Below are 17,287 nucleotides of genomic sequence, written 5' to 3'. Positions count from 1 at the left end.
TTTTTTCGTCACCACCCGAACGGGGACTTGCAGGCGTCAACTTGTAGCGGGATGAGTTCGGCGATGGCGCTTCTGCTCAAAAATTGCCGGATCTTCGACGGCTGGTCGGAGGAGGTGGCGGACGGCAAGTCCATCGTCCTGGAAGGGAATGTGATCCGCGAGATCGGGGAGGGCCTGTCCGTCCCCGAAGGCGCGCGGACGATCGATTGCGGTGGTGCGCTGGTGATGCCGGGGCTGATCGATGCCCATTTCCATGCCTATGGCGTGGAGGTCAATCCGGCGCTGATCGATCGTGTGCCGCCGGTCGTTCTCGGGCTGCGCGCCAAGCAGATATTGGAAGGCGCGCTCGATAGGGGCTTCACCACCGTCCGGGACGCAGCCGGCGCGGACTATGCGCTCGCGGCCGCGCTAAAGGCTGGGCTGATCGATGGCCCGCGGCTCTTCTACGCCGGCATGGCGCTGAGCCAGACGGGTGGGCATGGCGATCTGCGTTCGCCCGATCATCACGACATCTGCCCCTGCGCCTATTGCGGGGCGCTGGCGACGGTGGTCGACGGCGTGGACGAGATGCGCAAAGCCGTGCGCGAGCAGCTTCGCCGCGGCGCGCACCAGATCAAGCTGTTCGTCTCCGGCGGCGTGCTCTCGCCGAGCGATCCGATCTGGATGAACCAGTTCGCCGACGACGAGATCCGCGTCGCGGTCGAGGAGGCCGCCACCCGCCGCGCCTATGTAATGGCGCATGCCCATACCAACGAGGCTGTGATACGCTGCATTTCGAATGGGGTGCGCTCGATCGAGCATGCGACGATGATGGAATCGAGCGGCGTGCGCGCGATCGTCAATGCAGAGGCCTTTGCGGTCCCGACGCTCGCGATCATCGATGCCATCCAGGATGTCGGTGGCAAGATGGGCCTCACCGCGTCTATGATCGACAAGACGCGCGAAGTGGCGTCACATGCGCTGGCCTCGCTGGATCTGTTGCGCGGTGCAGGTGCGCAGATCGGCTTCGGCACCGATCTGCTCGGCGTGCTCATGGATCGCCAGTCACGCGAGTTCCGGCTCCGGCGGGAGGTCTGCTCCTCGATCGAGATCCTGCGTCAGGCGACCTCGATCAATGCGGTGCTGCTGGGCATGGAGGGCAAGCTCGGCACCGTATCTCCGGGCGCCATGGCCGATCTGCTCGTGGTCGATGGCGATCCGGTCGCCGATGCGACCCTGCTTGAGCGCCCCGATACGATCCGACTGGTCGTTCGCGACGGGCATGTGCGCAAAAACTTGCTCGGCGCCTAGGGACGGGCGCATTGCGGCGGGATGACCGGTAGCCAGACTTCCGTCGCCCGCAGCAATTCCGTCGCCCGGCGCCTTGCGCCGCCGCGGCAGCATGTGCCCCTCTGCGAACGGGCGCTGGTGCTGCGATCACTGGACGTTGCGCGGCGCGGCCGACTGACCCTCGTGCTCGGGCCGCCGGGCTATGGAAAGACCACTGCGCTGGCGCAATGGTATGGCCGGCTGCGCGCGGGAGCAACGAAGGCCGCCTGGTACAGCGCGAGCGAGGGCGAACGCGAGCCGACCCAGTTCCTGCGCATGCTCGTGCTTGCGCTGGAGGCAGGTGGGATCGACCCCGGTCCCGCCGCGCGGCGTGCGATCGGCGACGGATCGGCGGAGGCGATGGTGGACGGCATCGTGCTCGGCCTCGAGCAGATCGAGGAGCCGATCGTGATCATCGTCGACGATTATGAGCGCGTCGATCATCCCCCGATCGCCGCCTGCGTGACCGAGTTGCTGGATGCGCTGCCCGGCGAGGTCCATCTCGTGCTCGCGACACGCCGCAAGCCATCCTTGGCGATCGCCACGCTGCGGGCGATGGGCAGCGTGCGGGTGATCGATCCAGAGGAACTGCGGCTGGATATGGGCGAGCTCGCTGCAACGCTGGATCTTCCCGCCGACGCGCCGGAGCTGGCGGCGATCCAGGCGCAGACCGAGGGCTGGCCGGTGGCGGTGCAGCTCTATCGGCTTTGGCGCCAGCGCTTTGCCGACGGCACGCCGATGCCGGCGTTCAGTGGCCGCGCTGCGGAAGTGGCCGACTATCTCGCCGAGCAGGTTGTCGCGGCGCTGCCGTCGGACCAGCAGGCGGTGCTGACCGCGCTCTCCATCGTCGAGCATGTCGAAGCCTCCTTCGCCGATGCCATTCGTGATGCGGACGACAGCGCCGCGGTGCTCGAATCGATCGCTCGTAGCCTGCCGAGCCTCATCCAGCAGACCGTCTCGGAAGGGGAGGTCGCCTATCGCATCCATCCGCTGCTTTCCGATTATGCGCGCAGCCGCCTCGCGCTGGAGCCCGGCCGTGCCGCGCAGCTCCATCAGCGTGCGGCGCGGTGGCTTGCCGGCCATGACCGCTATCCCGATGCGGTGCGCCATGCCGTGTTGAGCAAGGACGAGGCGTTCCTCGTTGCTATGCTCGATCGATTGCCCTTCCGTGCCGTGTTCATCGCCTACGGCGTCAGCGAGTTGCGGGCAATCCTGCGCGAGGTGCCGCCGGCGATGCTCGCCGGCCGGCCGCGGATGCGGCTGATGAATGCGCTGGTGCTGTTCAAGGAAGGCTTCTTCCGGGAGGCGGAGCAGATGCGCCAGGCGGTCGACGCCCTCATCGACGAGGCAGCGGAAGGGGGTGGGGATCTCCGCCTCGAGAGCCGCGCGCTCGCGTTGCTATTCACCGTCTACATGCAAGGGACGGAGGCCGACTATCAGGCGCATATCGAATGGCTGCTCGCCCGCGCGCCGACCGATCCCTTGACCTGGGGCTGGTGCGAGAATGTGCTGCTTGTCGTGCGACAGGAGCGTGGTCTGCTCGACGATGCGCTAGTGTCGCTGGAACGGACGCGTCAGGCCTTCCAGGCGGCGCAGGGTACGGATTTCGGCCTGCTCCAACTGCTGATCCACGATATGCTCATCGGTCTTGCGCATGGATCGCTGCGTGCCGTGCAGGAAAAGGCCGGCGCTCTGCTGCGTCGCGATCCGGCCAGCATGATCGGCGAACGCTGCCTGCACGCGATGGCGCGAATGCTCGCCGCGCTGGTCGACTATCAGCGCAGCTATCGCCCGCAGGCGGCCGAGGAGATGCGGATCGCCCTTGCCGAATATGGCCGGGGCGAGGCTTGGTTCGATCAATATGCGATCGCGATGCCGGTGATCGTCGACGTCACCTATCGCCGTCATGGTCTTGCGGAGGCTCTGCGAGAGCTCGACGCCGCCGGGCGCGACTATGCGCAGCGCGGCATGATCTGCTTGGATGGGATACGTCTCGGCGTCGAGCTGTGCTGCCATGTGCGTGCAGGCGACCTGGGCGAGCTCGATGTTCTCGAGGCCGCGTGTCGCGCCAAGCTGGCTGGGTTCGAGTCCGGCGAGGCGCCGTGGCGCGAAGGCGAGATGCTGTTGCGCGCGCTGGCGAGTCTGTCGCTGGCGCGCGGCGATGCTGTCGAAGCGACGCTCTTTGCGGGCCGCCTGATCGAGGAAGGACGGCTGGGCCGACGCGCCGGCGCGCAGATCAAGGGCGGCGTGCTGTTGGCGCGGGCGCGGCTCATGGCCGGGGAGATGGCCGAAGCCGAGCGGCTGCTGGCCGACGCTGTACGGGCAGCGAGCGCCGAGGGTATCGTATCGGCCTTTGCGGAGGAGGGACGCACTCTCGCGCCGCTGCTGCGCCATGTGATGGCTGAGGATTCCTCCCGGCTCGTCCAGCGCCATGCCGTGGCGATACTGCGTGCGATCGATGCGGAACAGCAATTCGCGGATGCGGATGCACTCAGCGATCGCGAGGCCGAGATCGTCGCGCATCTTGCCGACGGCGCCTCGAACAAGCTCATCGCACGGCGGCTCGGCCTCACCGAGAATACGATCAAATTCCATCTCAAGAAGATATACGGCAAGCTCGGCGTGTCGACGCGCAAGCAGGCTGCTGCGCGAGCCATGCAGCACCGGTGAATCTGTTCGTTGTGCTGAACATGTTTCGGCATCCACTGCGCAGCGAGCGCTGGCCCGCCGTCTCGCATCTGCCAATGCGACAGCATTTCAACGCCCTGACGAGGGGTAGCCGCTACCCCCGCGCCACCCGAATAGGCGCCACCCCACCCGTCTCTCCGTCTGGCGCAGGACGCCGCGATTATGGATCGTCTGTCGGGTAAAAGGGTCAGAAAAGTGGGGATGAAACGATGCTCAGGGATCAAATCCGATTGCTGCTCGGTACCGCCGCGGTGTTCGCAGCGCCCTTCCAGGTCCACGCTCAGGCTGTCGATACGGCCGTCCAGCCTGGTGACATCGTCGTCACCGCGCAGCAGCGCAGCGAGCGATTGCAGGACGTACCGATCCAGATCCAGGCGCTCAATGGCACGACCTTGCAGAATGCAGGCATCCGCACTTCGGCCGAGGCGCTGTCGCTGACGCCAAATGCGAGCTTCGATCAGGGCAACACCTATAAGAGCACGTTCATCACCATGCGGGGCCTCACCCAGATCAACAACGCCGATCCGCCCGTCGCGTTCGTGATCGATGGCGTGCCGCAGACCGATCAGACTCAACTCGACGTCAATCTTTACGACGTCGAGCGGATCGAAATCCTGAAGGGGCCGCAGGGCGCGCTTTATGGCCGCAATGCGGAGGGCGGCGCGATCAACATCGTCACCAGGCTGCCGAGCGACCGGCTCGAGGGTTTCGGTGACATTCTATATGGCAACGGCAACCAGATCATCGGGTCGGCCGGCCTGTCCGGTCCGCTGGCCGGTGACAAGCTGCTGTTCCGGCTGGATGGTACCTATCGTCATTTCGGCGGCCTGATCGACAACAGCTTCCGCGGCGACCATTCCGATTTCGTCGATCATGACTGGTCGCTGCGCGGCCGCGTGGTCGCCAAGCCAACGGAGACTCTGACGATCGATCTGCGCGCCGAATATGGCGACTTCCGCGCGGCCAGCAATTATTATTCGGCGGTCTTCTCGGGCAATCCGAACGACTATGTGAATCCGCAGTTCAACCTTCCCGGCTTCGCCTACGGCCATAATCTCAACCTCACCGCCAAGATCGATCTCGATCTCGGTTTCGCGACGGTGACGAGCATCACCGGCCACACCGATCTCAAGCAGACCAATCGCGCCGATCTCGACTATCGCAACCCGGTGGATTCACCGTCGGGCATATTCGGACTTGGCTTCCAGGCCGGGCAGGGCCAGGATCTGGGCCTGAAAACGACCAGCCAGGAGCTGCGCATCGTCTCGAACGGGCATGAACGGCTACGCTGGCTGGCGGGCGTATATTATCTTCATACAGACCGGGACCTGCACACCCGCGCCTTCGTCGATCTCGACAGCGATCCCAATCAGATCGACAATCCGGCGCTGTTGTTTGCCAACAAGCAGGAATCGAACAGCAACAACGCCTATGCGGCGTTTGCCCAGGTCGATTTCGACATTCTGTCGAACCTGACCCTGACCGGCGGCTTGCGGTATGATGAGGATCATCGCAACCAGCTGGATCTGATCGCGGGATTGCGGCGCAAGACCTCGTTCCACCATGTTCAGCCGAAGGTCACACTCACCTACAAGCCGACGCAAGGCTTCCTGCTTTATGCCACCTATAGCACGGGGTTCCGCTCGGGCGGGTTCAATGCCCCGGATGTCAGTATTCCGATGTTCGATGCAGAGACACTGCAGAATTACGAGGCCGGCTTCAAGGCGCAGCTGCTGGATCGCAAGCTGACCATCAACGGCGCCTATTATTTCGAGAACGTCAAGAATTACCAATATTTCTTCGTGGATGCGGCAACCGCTTCGCAGATCATCGCGAATATAGGTCGCGTACATATCCAGGGTGTCGAACTCGAAGTGACAGCGCGGCCGCTGCCTGGGCTGGAATTGTCCGGCGCGGTGGGTACGACTTTGTCGAAGATCAAGGCGGACGCCGATCCTGCCGATATCGGCAACCGCACGCCGCGCACCATTCCTTTCTCCTCCAATCTTTCGGCCCAATATTCGGTGCCGCTCACCGACACAGTGACGGGCCTCGCGCGGCTCGATTGGCAGCATTTCGGCAAGAAATATTGGGGCGCGGATAATGCGCAGGTCCAGGATCCCTATGATCTGCTCAACCTGCGGGCGGGCGCCGAATTCGGCCGCTTCGGCCTATACTTCTTCACTAAGAACCTGTTGAATGCCAAATATTACACCGAATATGTGCCGACGAAATATAGCGGCCTTGACGTCGCGCTCGGCTATCGCGGCCGACCGCGTACCTACGGCGTCGAAGCGCGCGTCAAGTTCTGACGGCTGACGGGATAGTATCAGGAGAAGATGATGGAATCCGGACGGATCCGCCTCGGCATCGATGTCGGCGGCACCAATACCGACGCCGTGCTGATGCGCGGACGGGAGGTGCTCGCTGCCACCAAGAGCTTCACCACCGAGAATGTGAAGGACGGGGTGATCGATGCGGTGCGCTCGCTGCTCGCCCAACATGGCGGGCAGCCTTCGGCGATCGATGCGGTGATGATCGGCACCACCCAGTTCGTGAATGCCTTCGTGCAGCGGCGCGATCTGTCGCAGGTCGCGGCGATCCGCGTCGGCCTGCCGGCGGGTGACGGCGTGCCGCCCTACGCAGGTTGGCCGGAGGATGCGCTGGAGGCAGTGGGCGGCCGCCATTATCTGATCGGCGGCGGCTCCTTCTACAGCGGCAAGGATTATGCGCCGCTCGACGAGGATGCCGTCGCAGCCGCGGCCGCGGATGCAGCCAAAGCGGGTCTGTCCGCCTTTGCCATCTCGGCAACCTTCGCGCCGATCCGTCCGGATATCGAGATTCGGGCCGGCGCGATCGTGGCGGCGACTGTGGCTGGTGCCCGTATCACCCTCTCGTCCGAGGTCGGCGGCATCGGTATCCTCGATCGCGAGAATGCGGCGATCGTCAATGCCAGTCTCGCAGCACTCGCCGAGCGGGTCGTCGCCTCGCTGCGCCAGGCCTTTGCCGATATGGCGATCACCGCGCCCATCTACATCAGCGAAAATTCGGGTACGCTGATCGGTACGGAGGTCGCGGCACGCCTGCCGATCCTCACCTGCTCGGCCGGGCCGACCAACAGCATTCGCGGCGCCGCTTTCCTGAGTGGCCTGCAGGATGCGATCGTCGCCGATATCGGCGGCACCACCACCGATGTCGGCTTCCTGCGCGGCGGTTTCCCGCGTGAGACGACCGCGCCCAACATGATCGGCGGCGTGCGCACGAATTTCCGAATGCCCGACGTGCTGTCGATCGGCGTCGGCGGCGGCAGCCTGGTCGTGCCGACGGCGGAGGGCGCGAAGGTCGGCCCGCGCTCGGTCGGTTTCCGGTTACGCGAGGAGGGAAGGGTGTTTGGCGGCGCCACGCTCACGGCCACCGACATTGCGGTCCGTGCCGGCCAGGCTGGCATCGGCGAGGCCGTCCGCGTCGCGGACGTTCCGGATGCGCTCGTCTCTGCGGCGCTCGACGACATTCACAGCCAGATCGAGGAAGCGATCGACCAGATCAAGGTCAGTTCGGCGGCGCAACCGCTGATCCTGGTCGGCGGAGGCAACATCCTCATATCCCGCGCGATCAAGGGTGCGTCGGAGGTGATCCGCCCCCGCCATGCCGAGGTCGCCAACGCGGTCGGTGCGGCGATCGCGCTGGTGAGCGGCCGGATCGACAAGCTCTACGACTTCGTTTCGCTTGGCCGGGACGGCGCGCTTGCGCAGGCCCGAGCGGAGGCGATCGCCGCCGCGGTGGCGGCGGGAGCGAATGAAGATGCGGTCGAGGTCGTCGATCTGCAGGAACTGCCGATGACGCACATGAAATCCGGCTCGGTGCAGGTGAAGGTGCGTGCGGTCGGTCCGCTCGCCGCCGTCGCCTGACGAACAAGCAGGAAAGAAGAAACAGATGGTCAGCATCGAAACAACCCAGGATGTGCAGGATATGGCGCGCGGTGCCGTGCTGCTCGGCACCGGCGGGGGCGGCGATCCCTATGTCGGCGAACTCTTCGTGCGCGAGCAGATCCGCAACGGCCGCGTGCCGCGCGTCGTCGCGCCGGAGGCGCTCGATGACGATGCATTCGTCCTCTCGATCGCAGGAATCGGCGCACCCACGGTGATCGTCGAGCAGCTCGTCAGCGAAAAGACGCTGCTGCGCCTGCTCGCCCGTGCCGAGGCCTTTTACGGCCGGCGCGTCGATGCGCTCATCTCGGCCGAGATCGGCGGCGCCAACTCGGTCTTCCCGCTCGCTCTGTCGGCGATCAGTGGGGTGCCGGTGGTGGATGCCGATGGCATCGGCCGTGCCGTGCCGCAGCTCGAGATGACGACCTTCAGCATCTATGGCGTCAAGGCGACGCCCTGCCTGCTGATGGACGATGCCGGCAATATCGTAACCGTTGATGCGGTCAACGATCGTACCGCGGAGGATCTGTGCCGCTCGATCGTGACGGCGATGGGGTCGATGGCGTTCAGCGCGATCTATCCGATGACCGGCAAGCAGGTGCGCGAATGTGCGGTGCTCGGCACGCTCAGCCAGGCGCTCGGCATCGGACAGGCAATCCGCAAGGGGCGTGACGAGGACGGCAATCCCTTCGATCGGCTGCTCGCCTATCTCAACGGCCATGACGGCCGCGTCGCGCGTATCCTGTTCGACGGGAAAGTGTGCGACGTCGTCCACGAAACGCGCGATGGCTGGCACTGGGGGCTCGTGACATTGCAGGATCTGCGCAACGATAGCGATCGGTTCACCATCGAGATCCGCAACGAATTCATCATCGCCCGCCACAACGGCGCGCCAGCGACGATGGTGCCGGATCTCATCTCGGTGCTCGACCGCGAATCCGCAGAGCCGCTGACCGCGGAGATGTTGACTTACGGGCAGCGGGTGAAGGTGCTCGGTTTCTCGGCCGATCCGATGCTGCGCCGGCCCGAGAGCCTCGAGGTGTTGGGTCCGCGCCTATTCGGGCTGGATTGCGATTTCGTACCGCTCGAAGATCTGGCGCCCGCGCCCGAGCTCGCTCTGGCGGATTGATCATGGCCGGCCGGGTCGTCGCCGTCAGCGTCGCACAGCCGCGCTGGCTGGAGATTTACGGCCGGCGCGTGTTTACCTCGATCGTGCGCGATGCGGTTGCGGGCCCGATCGTCTTCGCGCCGGGCGGCCCTGAGGGCAATGCGACGGCGGTGCATACCGAGGAGGTGTTCGCTTTCTTCGCGGAACATTATGATTATTGGTCGCGGCGCCTCGGCATCGACCGCGCGGACTGGGGCGCCTGCCATTGGGGCGAGAATCTGATGCTCGCCGGCATGCCGGACGAGGGCGGGCTTCGCATCGGCGATCGTTTCCGCATCGGCGAAGCGATCTTGGAAGTGACCTCGCCGCGCATTCCCTGCTTCAAGCTGAGCTGGCGGCTCGGGCAGGCGGAAGGCTTTCTCCAGGAGTTGATCGCCAGCGGACGGATGGGCTGCTATCTGCGCGTGGTCGAGCCGGGGCGGATCGGCGTGGACGACGCGGTGGAGCGCGTGTCGGTAGCCCATGCGGCGATCAGCGTGCTGGGCCTGTCACAGTTGCTGCACGATCCCGACATCGTCGATCTCGACATATTGCGCAGCGTGCTGGTGACGCCGGGGCTCGGCGGACAGGCCGCGGGGATGATCCGCAAGCGGCTCGCCTTCCTTACCGACGGTAGGCTCCAGGCCCAGGGGCGCTGGCAGGGATGGCGGCAATTCGCAATCGCACATATCGTGGACGAAGCGAAGGGCATCAAATCCTTCCATCTGCGCCCGCTCGATGATCGGCCGATCGGCGGCTATCGTGCGGGCCAGTTCCTGACCGTCCGACTGCCCGAGGCGGCAGGCGCGCCGACCCGATCGTGGAGCATTTCCGATTATGATCCGGAGGCCGATAGTTATCGCCTCTCGATCAAGCGTGAACCGGACGGCTTGGCGTCGGGCTGGATGCACGATCATGCTGAGATCGGCGATGTATTGGAGGTGCGGCCGCCGACCGGACGTTTCGTGCTCGATCGCAGCGGCTTTCTTCGTACCGTGCTGATCAGCGCCGGCATCGGCGTCACCCCCATGATCGCGATGCTGAAGGCGCATGCCGAGCGGGGGATGGAGGCTCCGCCGCTGCTGTGGATCCATGCCGCGCGCTCGGGTGAAGAGCATGCGTTCGCGGATGAGGCGAATGGGATGCTGGCGGCGATTCCTGGCTCCGTGCGCCGCGTATTCTACTCGGCGCCGGGCGATGGGGATCGGGCGGGCGAGGGGTATGACCGTACCGGGCGGATCGATGCTGAAGCGATCGCGGAGTTGATCGCGGAGAATTATTCGCTGAGCCCGTTCGGGCGTGTGATCGAGCTGACCGGCGAGCATTCCGATTTCTATCTGTGCGGGCCTGCTCCGTTCGAAGATGCGGTGCGCACGGCGCTCGTCGCACATGGCGTCAACCCGCTGTCGATTCGGTCCGAGAGCTTCGCGCCGGTTGCGGCCGCTGGAGATGAGCCGCCGGCTCCGGAAGAGGCGCAGGTCGAATTTGCCGGGCAGGGCCGCCATATGGTCTGGCGGCGTGACGACGATCTCACCCTCCTGGAGCTTGCCGAGGAAGCGGGCCTATCGGTCGACAGCGCATGCCGGACCGGCATTTGCGGCACCTGTGAGGCCGCATTGCGCGCCGGCAAGGTGCGCTATCTCGTCACGCCGGCAGCCGAACCCGGCGAGGGGCGGGTGCTGCTCTGCTGCAGTCAGCCAGCATCGCCTCACATCGTCATCGGCACCGTCGATTAGAGCAAATTGGGCGATATGTGGATCGCCCAATTTACTCTAAGTCTTTGCCATCGCATCGTTTCTGCAGAAAATCGGTTCCCACTTTTCCGCAAGATGCTCTAGCGTCGGAATCAGACAGCTCGGCAAGCATAACCCGCTCTACCGGCGAAAATATCCATGATGTCGCGGCAATCAGACCGCGCCGTGTCCGCGTCGCGGTTCCGGCTCGTTCAGCTTTGCCTGATCGAGCGGAGGCGCTGTCGGGTCCGGCGGCTTGGCCGCGCGGGGACGGACGAAGACGCGCGCGACATCCGAGATCGCGCTTTCGATCCGCTTTTCTATATCGCTCACTGCGCGTTCGATCCGGCTGGTGTCCAGATCGTCCTCGAACTCCACGCTCATCGTCACCACCACCTGATCGGGCGCGAGGTGCATGGTCAGCACGTCGCTGACCGCGAGCACCGAGGGCGCCTGGCAGGCGAGGGAGGCGATCCGGCGGCTGAGCTCCGGGCTCGCGCGCTCGCCGATCAGCAATCCTTTGCTCTCTCGTGCGAGCAACGCAGCGACGAGCGCGAGCACGCAACCGATCAGGATCGAGCCGACGCCGTCCAGTCGCGCGTCGCCGGTGACCAGCGCGAGGCTGATGAACAGGCCGGCGATTCCGATCCCGATCATTGCCGCGCTATCCTCGAACAGCACGGCGAGGGTCGAGGGATCCTTGCTGCGCCGGATCGCGCGCCACCAGCTGTCACTGCCTTTGGTGAGGGAGAAGGCACGCAGCGCGTACAGCCAGGATCCCCCTTCGAACAGTAACGAAAGGCCGAGCACGATGAAGTTGACGATTGGATTCTCTATCGGAACCGGACGGCGCACATGCTGGATGCCTTCGTATACGGAGACACCTGCACCGCCGGCGAAGACCAGCAGCGCGACCACGAAGCTCCAGAAATACAGCTCCCGGCCATAGCCGAGCGGATGGACGGCATCAGGCGGACGGGCCGACCGCTTGTGTCCATAGAGCAGAAGCCCCTGATTGCAGGTGTCGACCAGCGAATGGACGCTTTCGGTGAGCATGGAGGAACTGCCGGTGGCCACCGCAGCGCCGAATTTCGTGACCGCGATCGCAAGATTGCCTGCGAGCGCTGCATAGACCGCGGTTTTCGCCTCTCCAGCCATGATTGCCGCAACGCTGTGTGATGTGATCCGATCCGCTACGCTTTTTGGAGCCTGGATTTGCTTTGCGCCGCGCTCGCCAGCAAAGGCCGCGCGATCGTTCGGCAGGCGGTGCCCAGATGACCGGTTCAGTCGGCTCTTGCCGAAGGCGTCGCGCAGGGCGTTCCGCGGCCATTTTTTCCTGGCCATGCTCCGTCTCCTGTGGTGCAGGCAGGCCAATCGGGAGGGGCGGAAGGTGTTGCCCCTCGTTGTGCTTGCGGTTCGGCTCGGCCCTTTCCGCGCACGGCCGTTCGTGGTTGAGCGGCGCAACGGTGACAGGGAGCGACGCGGGCGGCATGACGGAGGCGAGGGTTGCAGGGAGGCTGACGCGCCGGACGATTGCCGCCCAGGCCTGGCCGATAATCCTCGGGCAGGCGCTGGTCCCGCTCGTCGGCATCGTCGATGCGACGATCATCGGGCGCACCGGCGATGCCGCTGCGCTGGCCGGCGTCGCGCTGGGCGCGACGGTGATCAACCTCGTCTTTTGGGCATTCGGTTTCCTGCGGATGGGCGTCACCGGCCTCACCGCGCAGGCGGAAGGGGCGGGTGACGCGGGCGAGGTCGTTGCGATCCTGTTGCGCGCGCTGGCGCTCGGGGTGCCGATCGGCATCGCGCTGCTGTTGCTTTCTCCGCTGATCGTGCCCGCGTCGCTGGGCCTGATGAGCGTGCCCGCCGATGCCTTCGCGCCGGCACATGCCTTCACCGCGATGCGTTTCTTCGGCGCGCCGGCCGCGCTCGGTTTCTACGCGATCAACGGCTGGCTGATCGGGCTCGGCCGGACGCGGCTGGCGCTTGGCTGCCAGCTCGTCCTGAACGGCGTCAACATCGTGCTCGATCTCGTGCTGGTCGGGATCTTCCATCTTGGGGCGTTCGGCGTCGGCATCGGTACGGCGACGGCGGAGTGGGCGGCGATGGGTGCCGGCCTGATCGTGGCGCGCCAGCTGCTCGGCCCGGGGGCCTGGCGGCGGGGGCTGGCAGATCGCCACGCGTTGTTCGCCTGGCCCGCGATGCAGCGGCTGATCGCCGTCAATCTGGATATCATGATCCGCACGCTGGCGCTTCTCCTGTTGTTCACCTGGTTCGCACGCGCCGGCGCGCGGCTGGGCACCGTGCCCCTGGCGGCGAACCATGTGCTGATGCAGTTCGTCGGTGTCAGCGCCTTCGTGCTCGACGGCTTCGCCTTTACTGCGGAGCATCGCGTAGGCGTGGCGGTCGGTGCGCGCTCGCGGCCGGCGCTGCTGCGCGCGATCCGGTTGACCGGGGAATTTTCGTTGATCGGCGGTGCAGCCTTCGCGCTGCTCTTCGCGGCTGGCGGGGCGCTATTCGTCGATGGGGTAAGCAGCGATCCGGCGGTGCGGGCGCAGGCCATCGCCATGCTGCCCTATTGCGCGCTCGTCCCGCTGATCGGCGTGCCGGCCTGGCTGCTCGACGGCATCTTCATCGGCGCGACGCGCGGGCGGATCCTGCGCAACGCCGCGCTGGTCGCGACGGCCGCCTATCTGGCGAGCGATTTCCTTCTGCGGCCGCTGGGTGATGACGGCGTGTGGCTGGCGCTCATTGCCAGCTACATCTTCCGTGCGCTGTCGCTCGGGTTCTGCCTGCCGACACTCATTCGCCGCGTCGAATACGGCTGACCGGGCTCGGCGCGGCCGATCGACTCAATCGACGAATGCGCGCTCGATCACGAAATGGCCGGGCGAGGCGTTCGAGCCCTCGCCGAAGCCCATTTTCTTGAAACGGGCCTGGAGATCGCGGATCATCGCCATACTACCGCAGAGCATGATCCGGTCCAGCGCGGGATCGAACATCGTGGGGCCGCCGACCATGCCGTCGAACAGGCAGCCATTGTCGATCAGCGCATCGATGCGACCGGTGCGATGGAAGGTCTCGCGCGTCACCGTCGGCAAATAGCTGAACTGGAGGAGCGCTTGGTCCTGCACCAGCGCATCGCCGGCGAGCTGGCTTTCGAGCAGGTCACGGAAGGCGAGATCGCCGACGGTGCGGACGCAATGGACGAGGCGGATCTCGCTGAACCGATCATAGAGGTCAGGATCGCGCGCGAGGCTGAGGAAGGGCGCGAGGCCGGTGCCGGTGGAGAGCAGGAACAGGCGCCGGCCGGGCAGCAGCGCATCGGCAACCAGCGTGCCGGTGGGCTTGCGGCCGAGGAAGATCCGGTCGCCCGGCTGGATCCTCTGCAGGCGAGAGGTGAGCGGGCCGTCCGGTACCTTGATCGAGAGGAATTCCAGCTCATCCGCATAACAGGGGCTCGCGATCGAATAGGCGCGCAGCAGCGGCCGATTGTCGCCGGGCAGGCCGATCATGACGAACTCGCCCGAGCGAAAGCGGAAGGAGGCCGGCCGGCTGATCGAGAAACTGAACAGATGCGCGTTCCAGTGGCGGACGGAGCGCACCTCCTCCACCGTCAATGCCGCGGACGGTGCCATGGCTGCGGCTGCCGCGATGCGATCACTCATTGCTTCGCTTCCTTCATGACGCCGTTCGAGGGATCCGAGGGAGCGAGGCCGGCGGCCTTGAGCTTGGCGACCGCATCGGTCATCGCCCGTTCGACGAGGGCGACGCTGTCTTCTTCGACGAGGAGGGCGAGAGTCTCGCGGACCCGCGCGCGCCGGTCGAGCGTCAGTTCGCACCAGAGGGCAAGCAGCACAGCTTCGTCCTCCGTGATGCGGCGGTGAGGCATCGGAGCGAGCACCATGCGGGCGAGCCCGTCCTTGTTGATCAGCGCCATCGCCAGGTGGAAGTCCTGAATCATGAGCATCAGGCCCATGCTCGAAAAGCCGGGCGCGAGGGCCACGGGCGGGCAGGTGCGATTCTCTATCGCGTTCGTCCAGCCGCGCATTGCCCACAGGAGGAAACGGCTGCCGTTGCACAGCGTATCGATCGGCCGGTCGACATAGGCGTACATAAGCTCTCCCTCTCGTTCGAGGGATTATCATATAATATTGATAATGATTAGCAACTGCATTTTGTCTGTGCTGATCAGGCGAGCGCCCGTGCTGCGGCGCTGAGGGCGATCAGCGCCAGCGAAACGATTCCCACGGGGCGATAGGTGGAATGTGGCAGGCGTTCGTGGAACCACGCGCCGATATGGGTGCCCAGGATCATCGCGGGAGCGGTGATCGCGGCGGCGATCAGCACGTCGCTTCCGACGACGCCGGCCGAAGCGCTGGTCGCCAGCGCGACGCAGCCGGTGACGAGGAAGATCAGGATCATCGATGCGCGTGCCGCGGGCGGAGGCGTATCGACGCTCATATAATAAGCCAGCACCGGCGGACCGGGCATGGCGCATAGCCCGCCGAGGATGCCGGCGACGAGGCCAAAGGGGAGGATGAAACCGATGCCGTGCGGCCGGTGCCAGCGGAGCCCGGAGGAGAGGGCGAGCACCGCCGCGGTGGTGGCGACCGCGATCAGGATGCGGGCCTGGTCGGGCGAAACGATGTGCAGGATCAGCACGCCAGCGGGGGTCGCCACGATCGCGCCGGCGCTCAGCACGGCGGTCGATCGCGGATCGAAGCGCCGCAACGTATCGCCGATGCCGACGAAGCTCGATCCGACCTGAAGCAGGAGGACGATCGGCACGGCGAGCGTCGGGCGCAGCATCAGCGAGAGCAGCGGCGTGGCGGCGAGGCCGAAGCCGAAGCCGGTGAAGCCGCGCAGTAGCCCACTGATCAGCACCGCAGCCATTGCCGCCAGCAGTGTCGGCCAGTCGAGGGCGAGCGCCGGGAGATCGGGCATCAGGCCATCGCGAAGACGATCGTCTTCTTGCGCGTGAAATGCTCGAGCATCGCCTCCAGCGAGGCTTCCTTGCCGAGGCCCGACTTGCCGAAGCCGCCATAGCTGAGATTGGGCTGGATGGTCAGGTTCTGGTTCACCTGCACATAGCCCGCGTCGAGCCGGCTGGTGGCGTCCAGCGCCTTGGCCAGATCATTGGTCCAGACAGTCGCGGCAAGGCCGAAATCGCTGTCGTTCGCCGCCGCTATCACCGTTTCGTAGTCCGTCCATGGCGTTACGCAGACGACGGGACCGAAAATCTCGTCGCGCATCAGCGGACTCTCCTCCGGCAGGCCCGCAAAGATCATCGGTACGGCGAAGAGCGTCGGGTCGAGCCCGTCTTCGGCAGGCGTGCTGCCGCAGGCGATGGCCCGCGCGCCGGGTGTGGCGCGGCCGATCGCGACATAATCGTCGATTCGCCTTTTCTGCTCGGGCGACACGACTGTCCCGACATCGGTCGCCTCGTCGAGCGGATCGCCGATGCGCAGGCTCTGGACCGCGGCGGCGAGCGCTGAGAGAAAAGGCTCGTACAGGCTTTGATGCACATAGATGCGGCTCGCCGCCGTGCAGCTCTGTCCCTGCCGGGTGAAGCGCATGCCGGCAACCGCACCTGCCACCGCGCGCGGCAGATCGGCGTCGGGGAGCACGATCATCGGACTCTTGCCGCCTAGCTCGAGCGAGACCGGAATGATCTTGCGCGCCGCGGCTGCATAGATGGTCTCGCCGACCGGCTGGGATCCGGTGAACGTGATCTTGGCCACACGGGGATGCTCGACCAGCGGCTGGCCGCATTCGGGGCCGTAGCCGCTAACGATGTTGAGCGTGCCGGGCGGCAGGATTTCGGCCATCAGCCGGCCCGCCTCGAGCGTCGCGAACGGCGCTTCCTCCGCTGATTTGACGACAACCGTGTTGCCGGCGACCAGCGCGGGCGCGATCTTGAGCATCATCAGCACGAGCGGCACATTCCAAGGCAGGATCGCCCCAACGACGCCCAGCGGCTCGCGCGTGGTGAGCGAGAGCATGCGGGGATGATAGGGCAGCGTCTCGCCCTTCAGCTCGGATCCGAGGCCGCCGTAGAAAGCGAGTATGTCGGCGGCGGTCGCGATTTCGGGCCGGCATTCGGTGCGGATCGCCTTGCCCGTCTCCTGCGCGAGCAGCCGGGCGAGCGGCTCCTGCTCGGCAAGGACGCGCCGGCCGGCTTCGGCGACGAGGCGGCCACGCTCGCGGGAGGAACGCTGCGCCCAGCCCGATTGCGCTGCGGCTGCGGTCTGGACGGCGAGGTCGACGTCCGCAGCGGTGCCAAGCGCGGCGCGCCCGAGCTCCTTCCCGGTCGCGGGATTGATCACCGCGAAACTCGCGCCGCCGGCCGCGGGCACCAGCGCGCCGCCGATCAGATGGCGCGCGCGCGCGCTCACCTCCCGCTCTCCATTCGCCCGATCGATGATGCCGATTTGCATGGCTGCGCCTCCTTGACGGGAGGGCTTAAGCCACTGTCTGCCGGC

Annotated in this window: 12 protein-coding genes; 7 read left to right on the top strand and 5 right to left on the bottom strand. The window is 65.8% G+C overall.

What is annotated here, in order from left to right; all coding sequences use genetic code 11:
* The first annotated feature begins 63 nt into the window (after nt 1-63).
* From GQY20_RS26585 to GQY20_RS26560, 6 genes are all read left to right on the top strand, one after another.
* Entirely contained in the window at nt 64-1,290 is a 1,227-nt protein-coding gene (locus GQY20_RS26585; RefSeq protein WP_157220199.1) for a metal-dependent hydrolase family protein, read from the top strand.
* Nucleotides 1,291-1,311: 21 nt separating this feature from the next.
* A complete protein-coding gene (locus GQY20_RS26580) occupies nt 1,312-3,978 on the top strand; it encodes a LuxR C-terminal-related transcriptional regulator (RefSeq protein WP_157220198.1) in 2,667 nt (888 codons plus the stop codon).
* Nucleotides 3,979-4,205: 227 nt separating this feature from the next.
* Entirely contained in the window at nt 4,206-6,308 is a 2,103-nt protein-coding gene (locus GQY20_RS26575; RefSeq protein ID WP_157220197.1) for a TonB-dependent receptor, read from the top strand.
* Nucleotides 6,309-6,338: 30 nt separating this feature from the next.
* On the top strand, nt 6,339-7,904 hold the full coding sequence (locus GQY20_RS26570; protein WP_157220318.1) for a hydantoinase/oxoprolinase N-terminal domain-containing protein: 1,566 nt from the start codon (nt 6,339-6,341) through the stop codon (nt 7,902-7,904).
* A 25-nt stretch (nt 7,905-7,929) separates the two neighbouring features.
* Entirely contained in the window at nt 7,930-9,051 is a 1,122-nt protein-coding gene (locus GQY20_RS26565; protein WP_157220196.1) for a DUF917 domain-containing protein, read from the top strand.
* A gap of 2 nt (nt 9,052-9,053) precedes the next feature.
* A complete protein-coding gene (locus GQY20_RS26560; protein WP_157220195.1) occupies nt 9,054-10,805 on the top strand; it encodes an MOSC domain-containing protein in 1,752 nt (583 codons plus the stop codon).
* Nucleotides 10,806-10,976: 171 nt separating this feature from the next.
* Here GQY20_RS26560 and GQY20_RS26555 read toward each other — a convergent pair whose 3' ends face one another.
* Complete coding sequence (locus GQY20_RS26555) at nt 10,977-11,960, bottom strand: cation diffusion facilitator family transporter (RefSeq protein ID WP_157220194.1); 984 nt, start codon at nt 11,958-11,960, stop codon at nt 10,977-10,979.
* A 332-nt stretch (nt 11,961-12,292) separates the two neighbouring features.
* Between GQY20_RS26555 and GQY20_RS26550 the strand changes: the two genes are divergently transcribed.
* Nucleotides 12,293-13,630, top strand: coding sequence for an MATE family efflux transporter (locus GQY20_RS26550; protein WP_157220193.1), 1,338 nt, complete (start codon nt 12,293-12,295; stop codon nt 13,628-13,630).
* A 24-nt stretch (nt 13,631-13,654) separates the two neighbouring features.
* Here GQY20_RS26550 and GQY20_RS26545 read toward each other — a convergent pair whose 3' ends face one another.
* From GQY20_RS26545 to GQY20_RS26530, 4 genes are all read right to left on the bottom strand, one after another.
* Nucleotides 13,655-14,470 (bottom strand): ferredoxin--NADP reductase, encoded by an 816-nt coding sequence (locus GQY20_RS26545; protein ID WP_157220192.1) that lies wholly within the window; start codon nt 14,468-14,470, stop codon nt 13,655-13,657.
* Entirely contained in the window at nt 14,467-14,919 is a 453-nt protein-coding gene (locus GQY20_RS26540; protein WP_157220191.1) for a hypothetical protein, read from the bottom strand. Before GQY20_RS26540 ends, GQY20_RS26545 begins: the two co-directional genes overlap by 4 nt.
* Before the next feature lie 74 nt (nt 14,920-14,993).
* Complete coding sequence (locus GQY20_RS26535) at nt 14,994-15,749, bottom strand: sulfite exporter TauE/SafE family protein (protein WP_157220190.1); 756 nt, start codon at nt 15,747-15,749, stop codon at nt 14,994-14,996.
* A complete protein-coding gene (locus GQY20_RS26530; RefSeq protein WP_157220189.1) occupies nt 15,749-17,242 on the bottom strand; it encodes an aldehyde dehydrogenase family protein in 1,494 nt (497 codons plus the stop codon). Before GQY20_RS26530 ends, GQY20_RS26535 begins: the two co-directional genes overlap by 1 nt.
* Nucleotides 17,243-17,287: the final 45 nt, after the last annotated feature.

The sequence above is a fragment of the Flavisphingomonas formosensis genome, assembly GCF_009755815.1.
GTDB lineage: Bacteria > Pseudomonadota > Alphaproteobacteria > Sphingomonadales > Sphingomonadaceae > Flavisphingomonas > Flavisphingomonas formosensis.
Note: the sequence above shows the minus strand (reverse complement) of the source record. Positions and strands in the feature narration are given on the sequence as shown.

Coding starts and splice junctions, on each gene's coding strand:
- GQY20_RS26585 (WP_157220199.1), top strand. CDS start 64: ATGGCGCTTCTGCTCAAAAATTGCCGGATCTTCGACGGCTGGTCGGAG.
- GQY20_RS26580 (WP_157220198.1), top strand. CDS start 1,312: ATGACCGGTAGCCAGACTTCCGTCGCCCGCAGCAATTCCGTCGCCCGG.
- GQY20_RS26575 (WP_157220197.1), top strand. CDS start 4,206: ATGCTCAGGGATCAAATCCGATTGCTGCTCGGTACCGCCGCGGTGTTC.
- GQY20_RS26570 (WP_157220318.1), top strand. CDS start 6,339: ATGGAATCCGGACGGATCCGCCTCGGCATCGATGTCGGCGGCACCAAT.
- GQY20_RS26565 (WP_157220196.1), top strand. CDS start 7,930: ATGGTCAGCATCGAAACAACCCAGGATGTGCAGGATATGGCGCGCGGT.
- GQY20_RS26560 (WP_157220195.1), top strand. CDS start 9,054: ATGGCCGGCCGGGTCGTCGCCGTCAGCGTCGCACAGCCGCGCTGGCTG.
- GQY20_RS26555 (WP_157220194.1), bottom strand. CDS start 11,960: ATGGCTGGAGAGGCGAAAACCGCGGTCTATGCAGCGCTCGCAGGCAAT.
- GQY20_RS26550 (WP_157220193.1), top strand. CDS start 12,293: ATGACGGAGGCGAGGGTTGCAGGGAGGCTGACGCGCCGGACGATTGCC.
- GQY20_RS26545 (WP_157220192.1), bottom strand. CDS start 14,470: ATGAGTGATCGCATCGCGGCAGCCGCAGCCATGGCACCGTCCGCGGCA.
- GQY20_RS26540 (WP_157220191.1), bottom strand. CDS start 14,919: ATGTACGCCTATGTCGACCGGCCGATCGATACGCTGTGCAACGGCAGC.
- GQY20_RS26535 (WP_157220190.1), bottom strand. CDS start 15,749: ATGCCCGATCTCCCGGCGCTCGCCCTCGACTGGCCGACACTGCTGGCG.
- GQY20_RS26530 (WP_157220189.1), bottom strand. CDS start 17,242: ATGCAAATCGGCATCATCGATCGGGCGAATGGAGAGCGGGAGGTGAGC.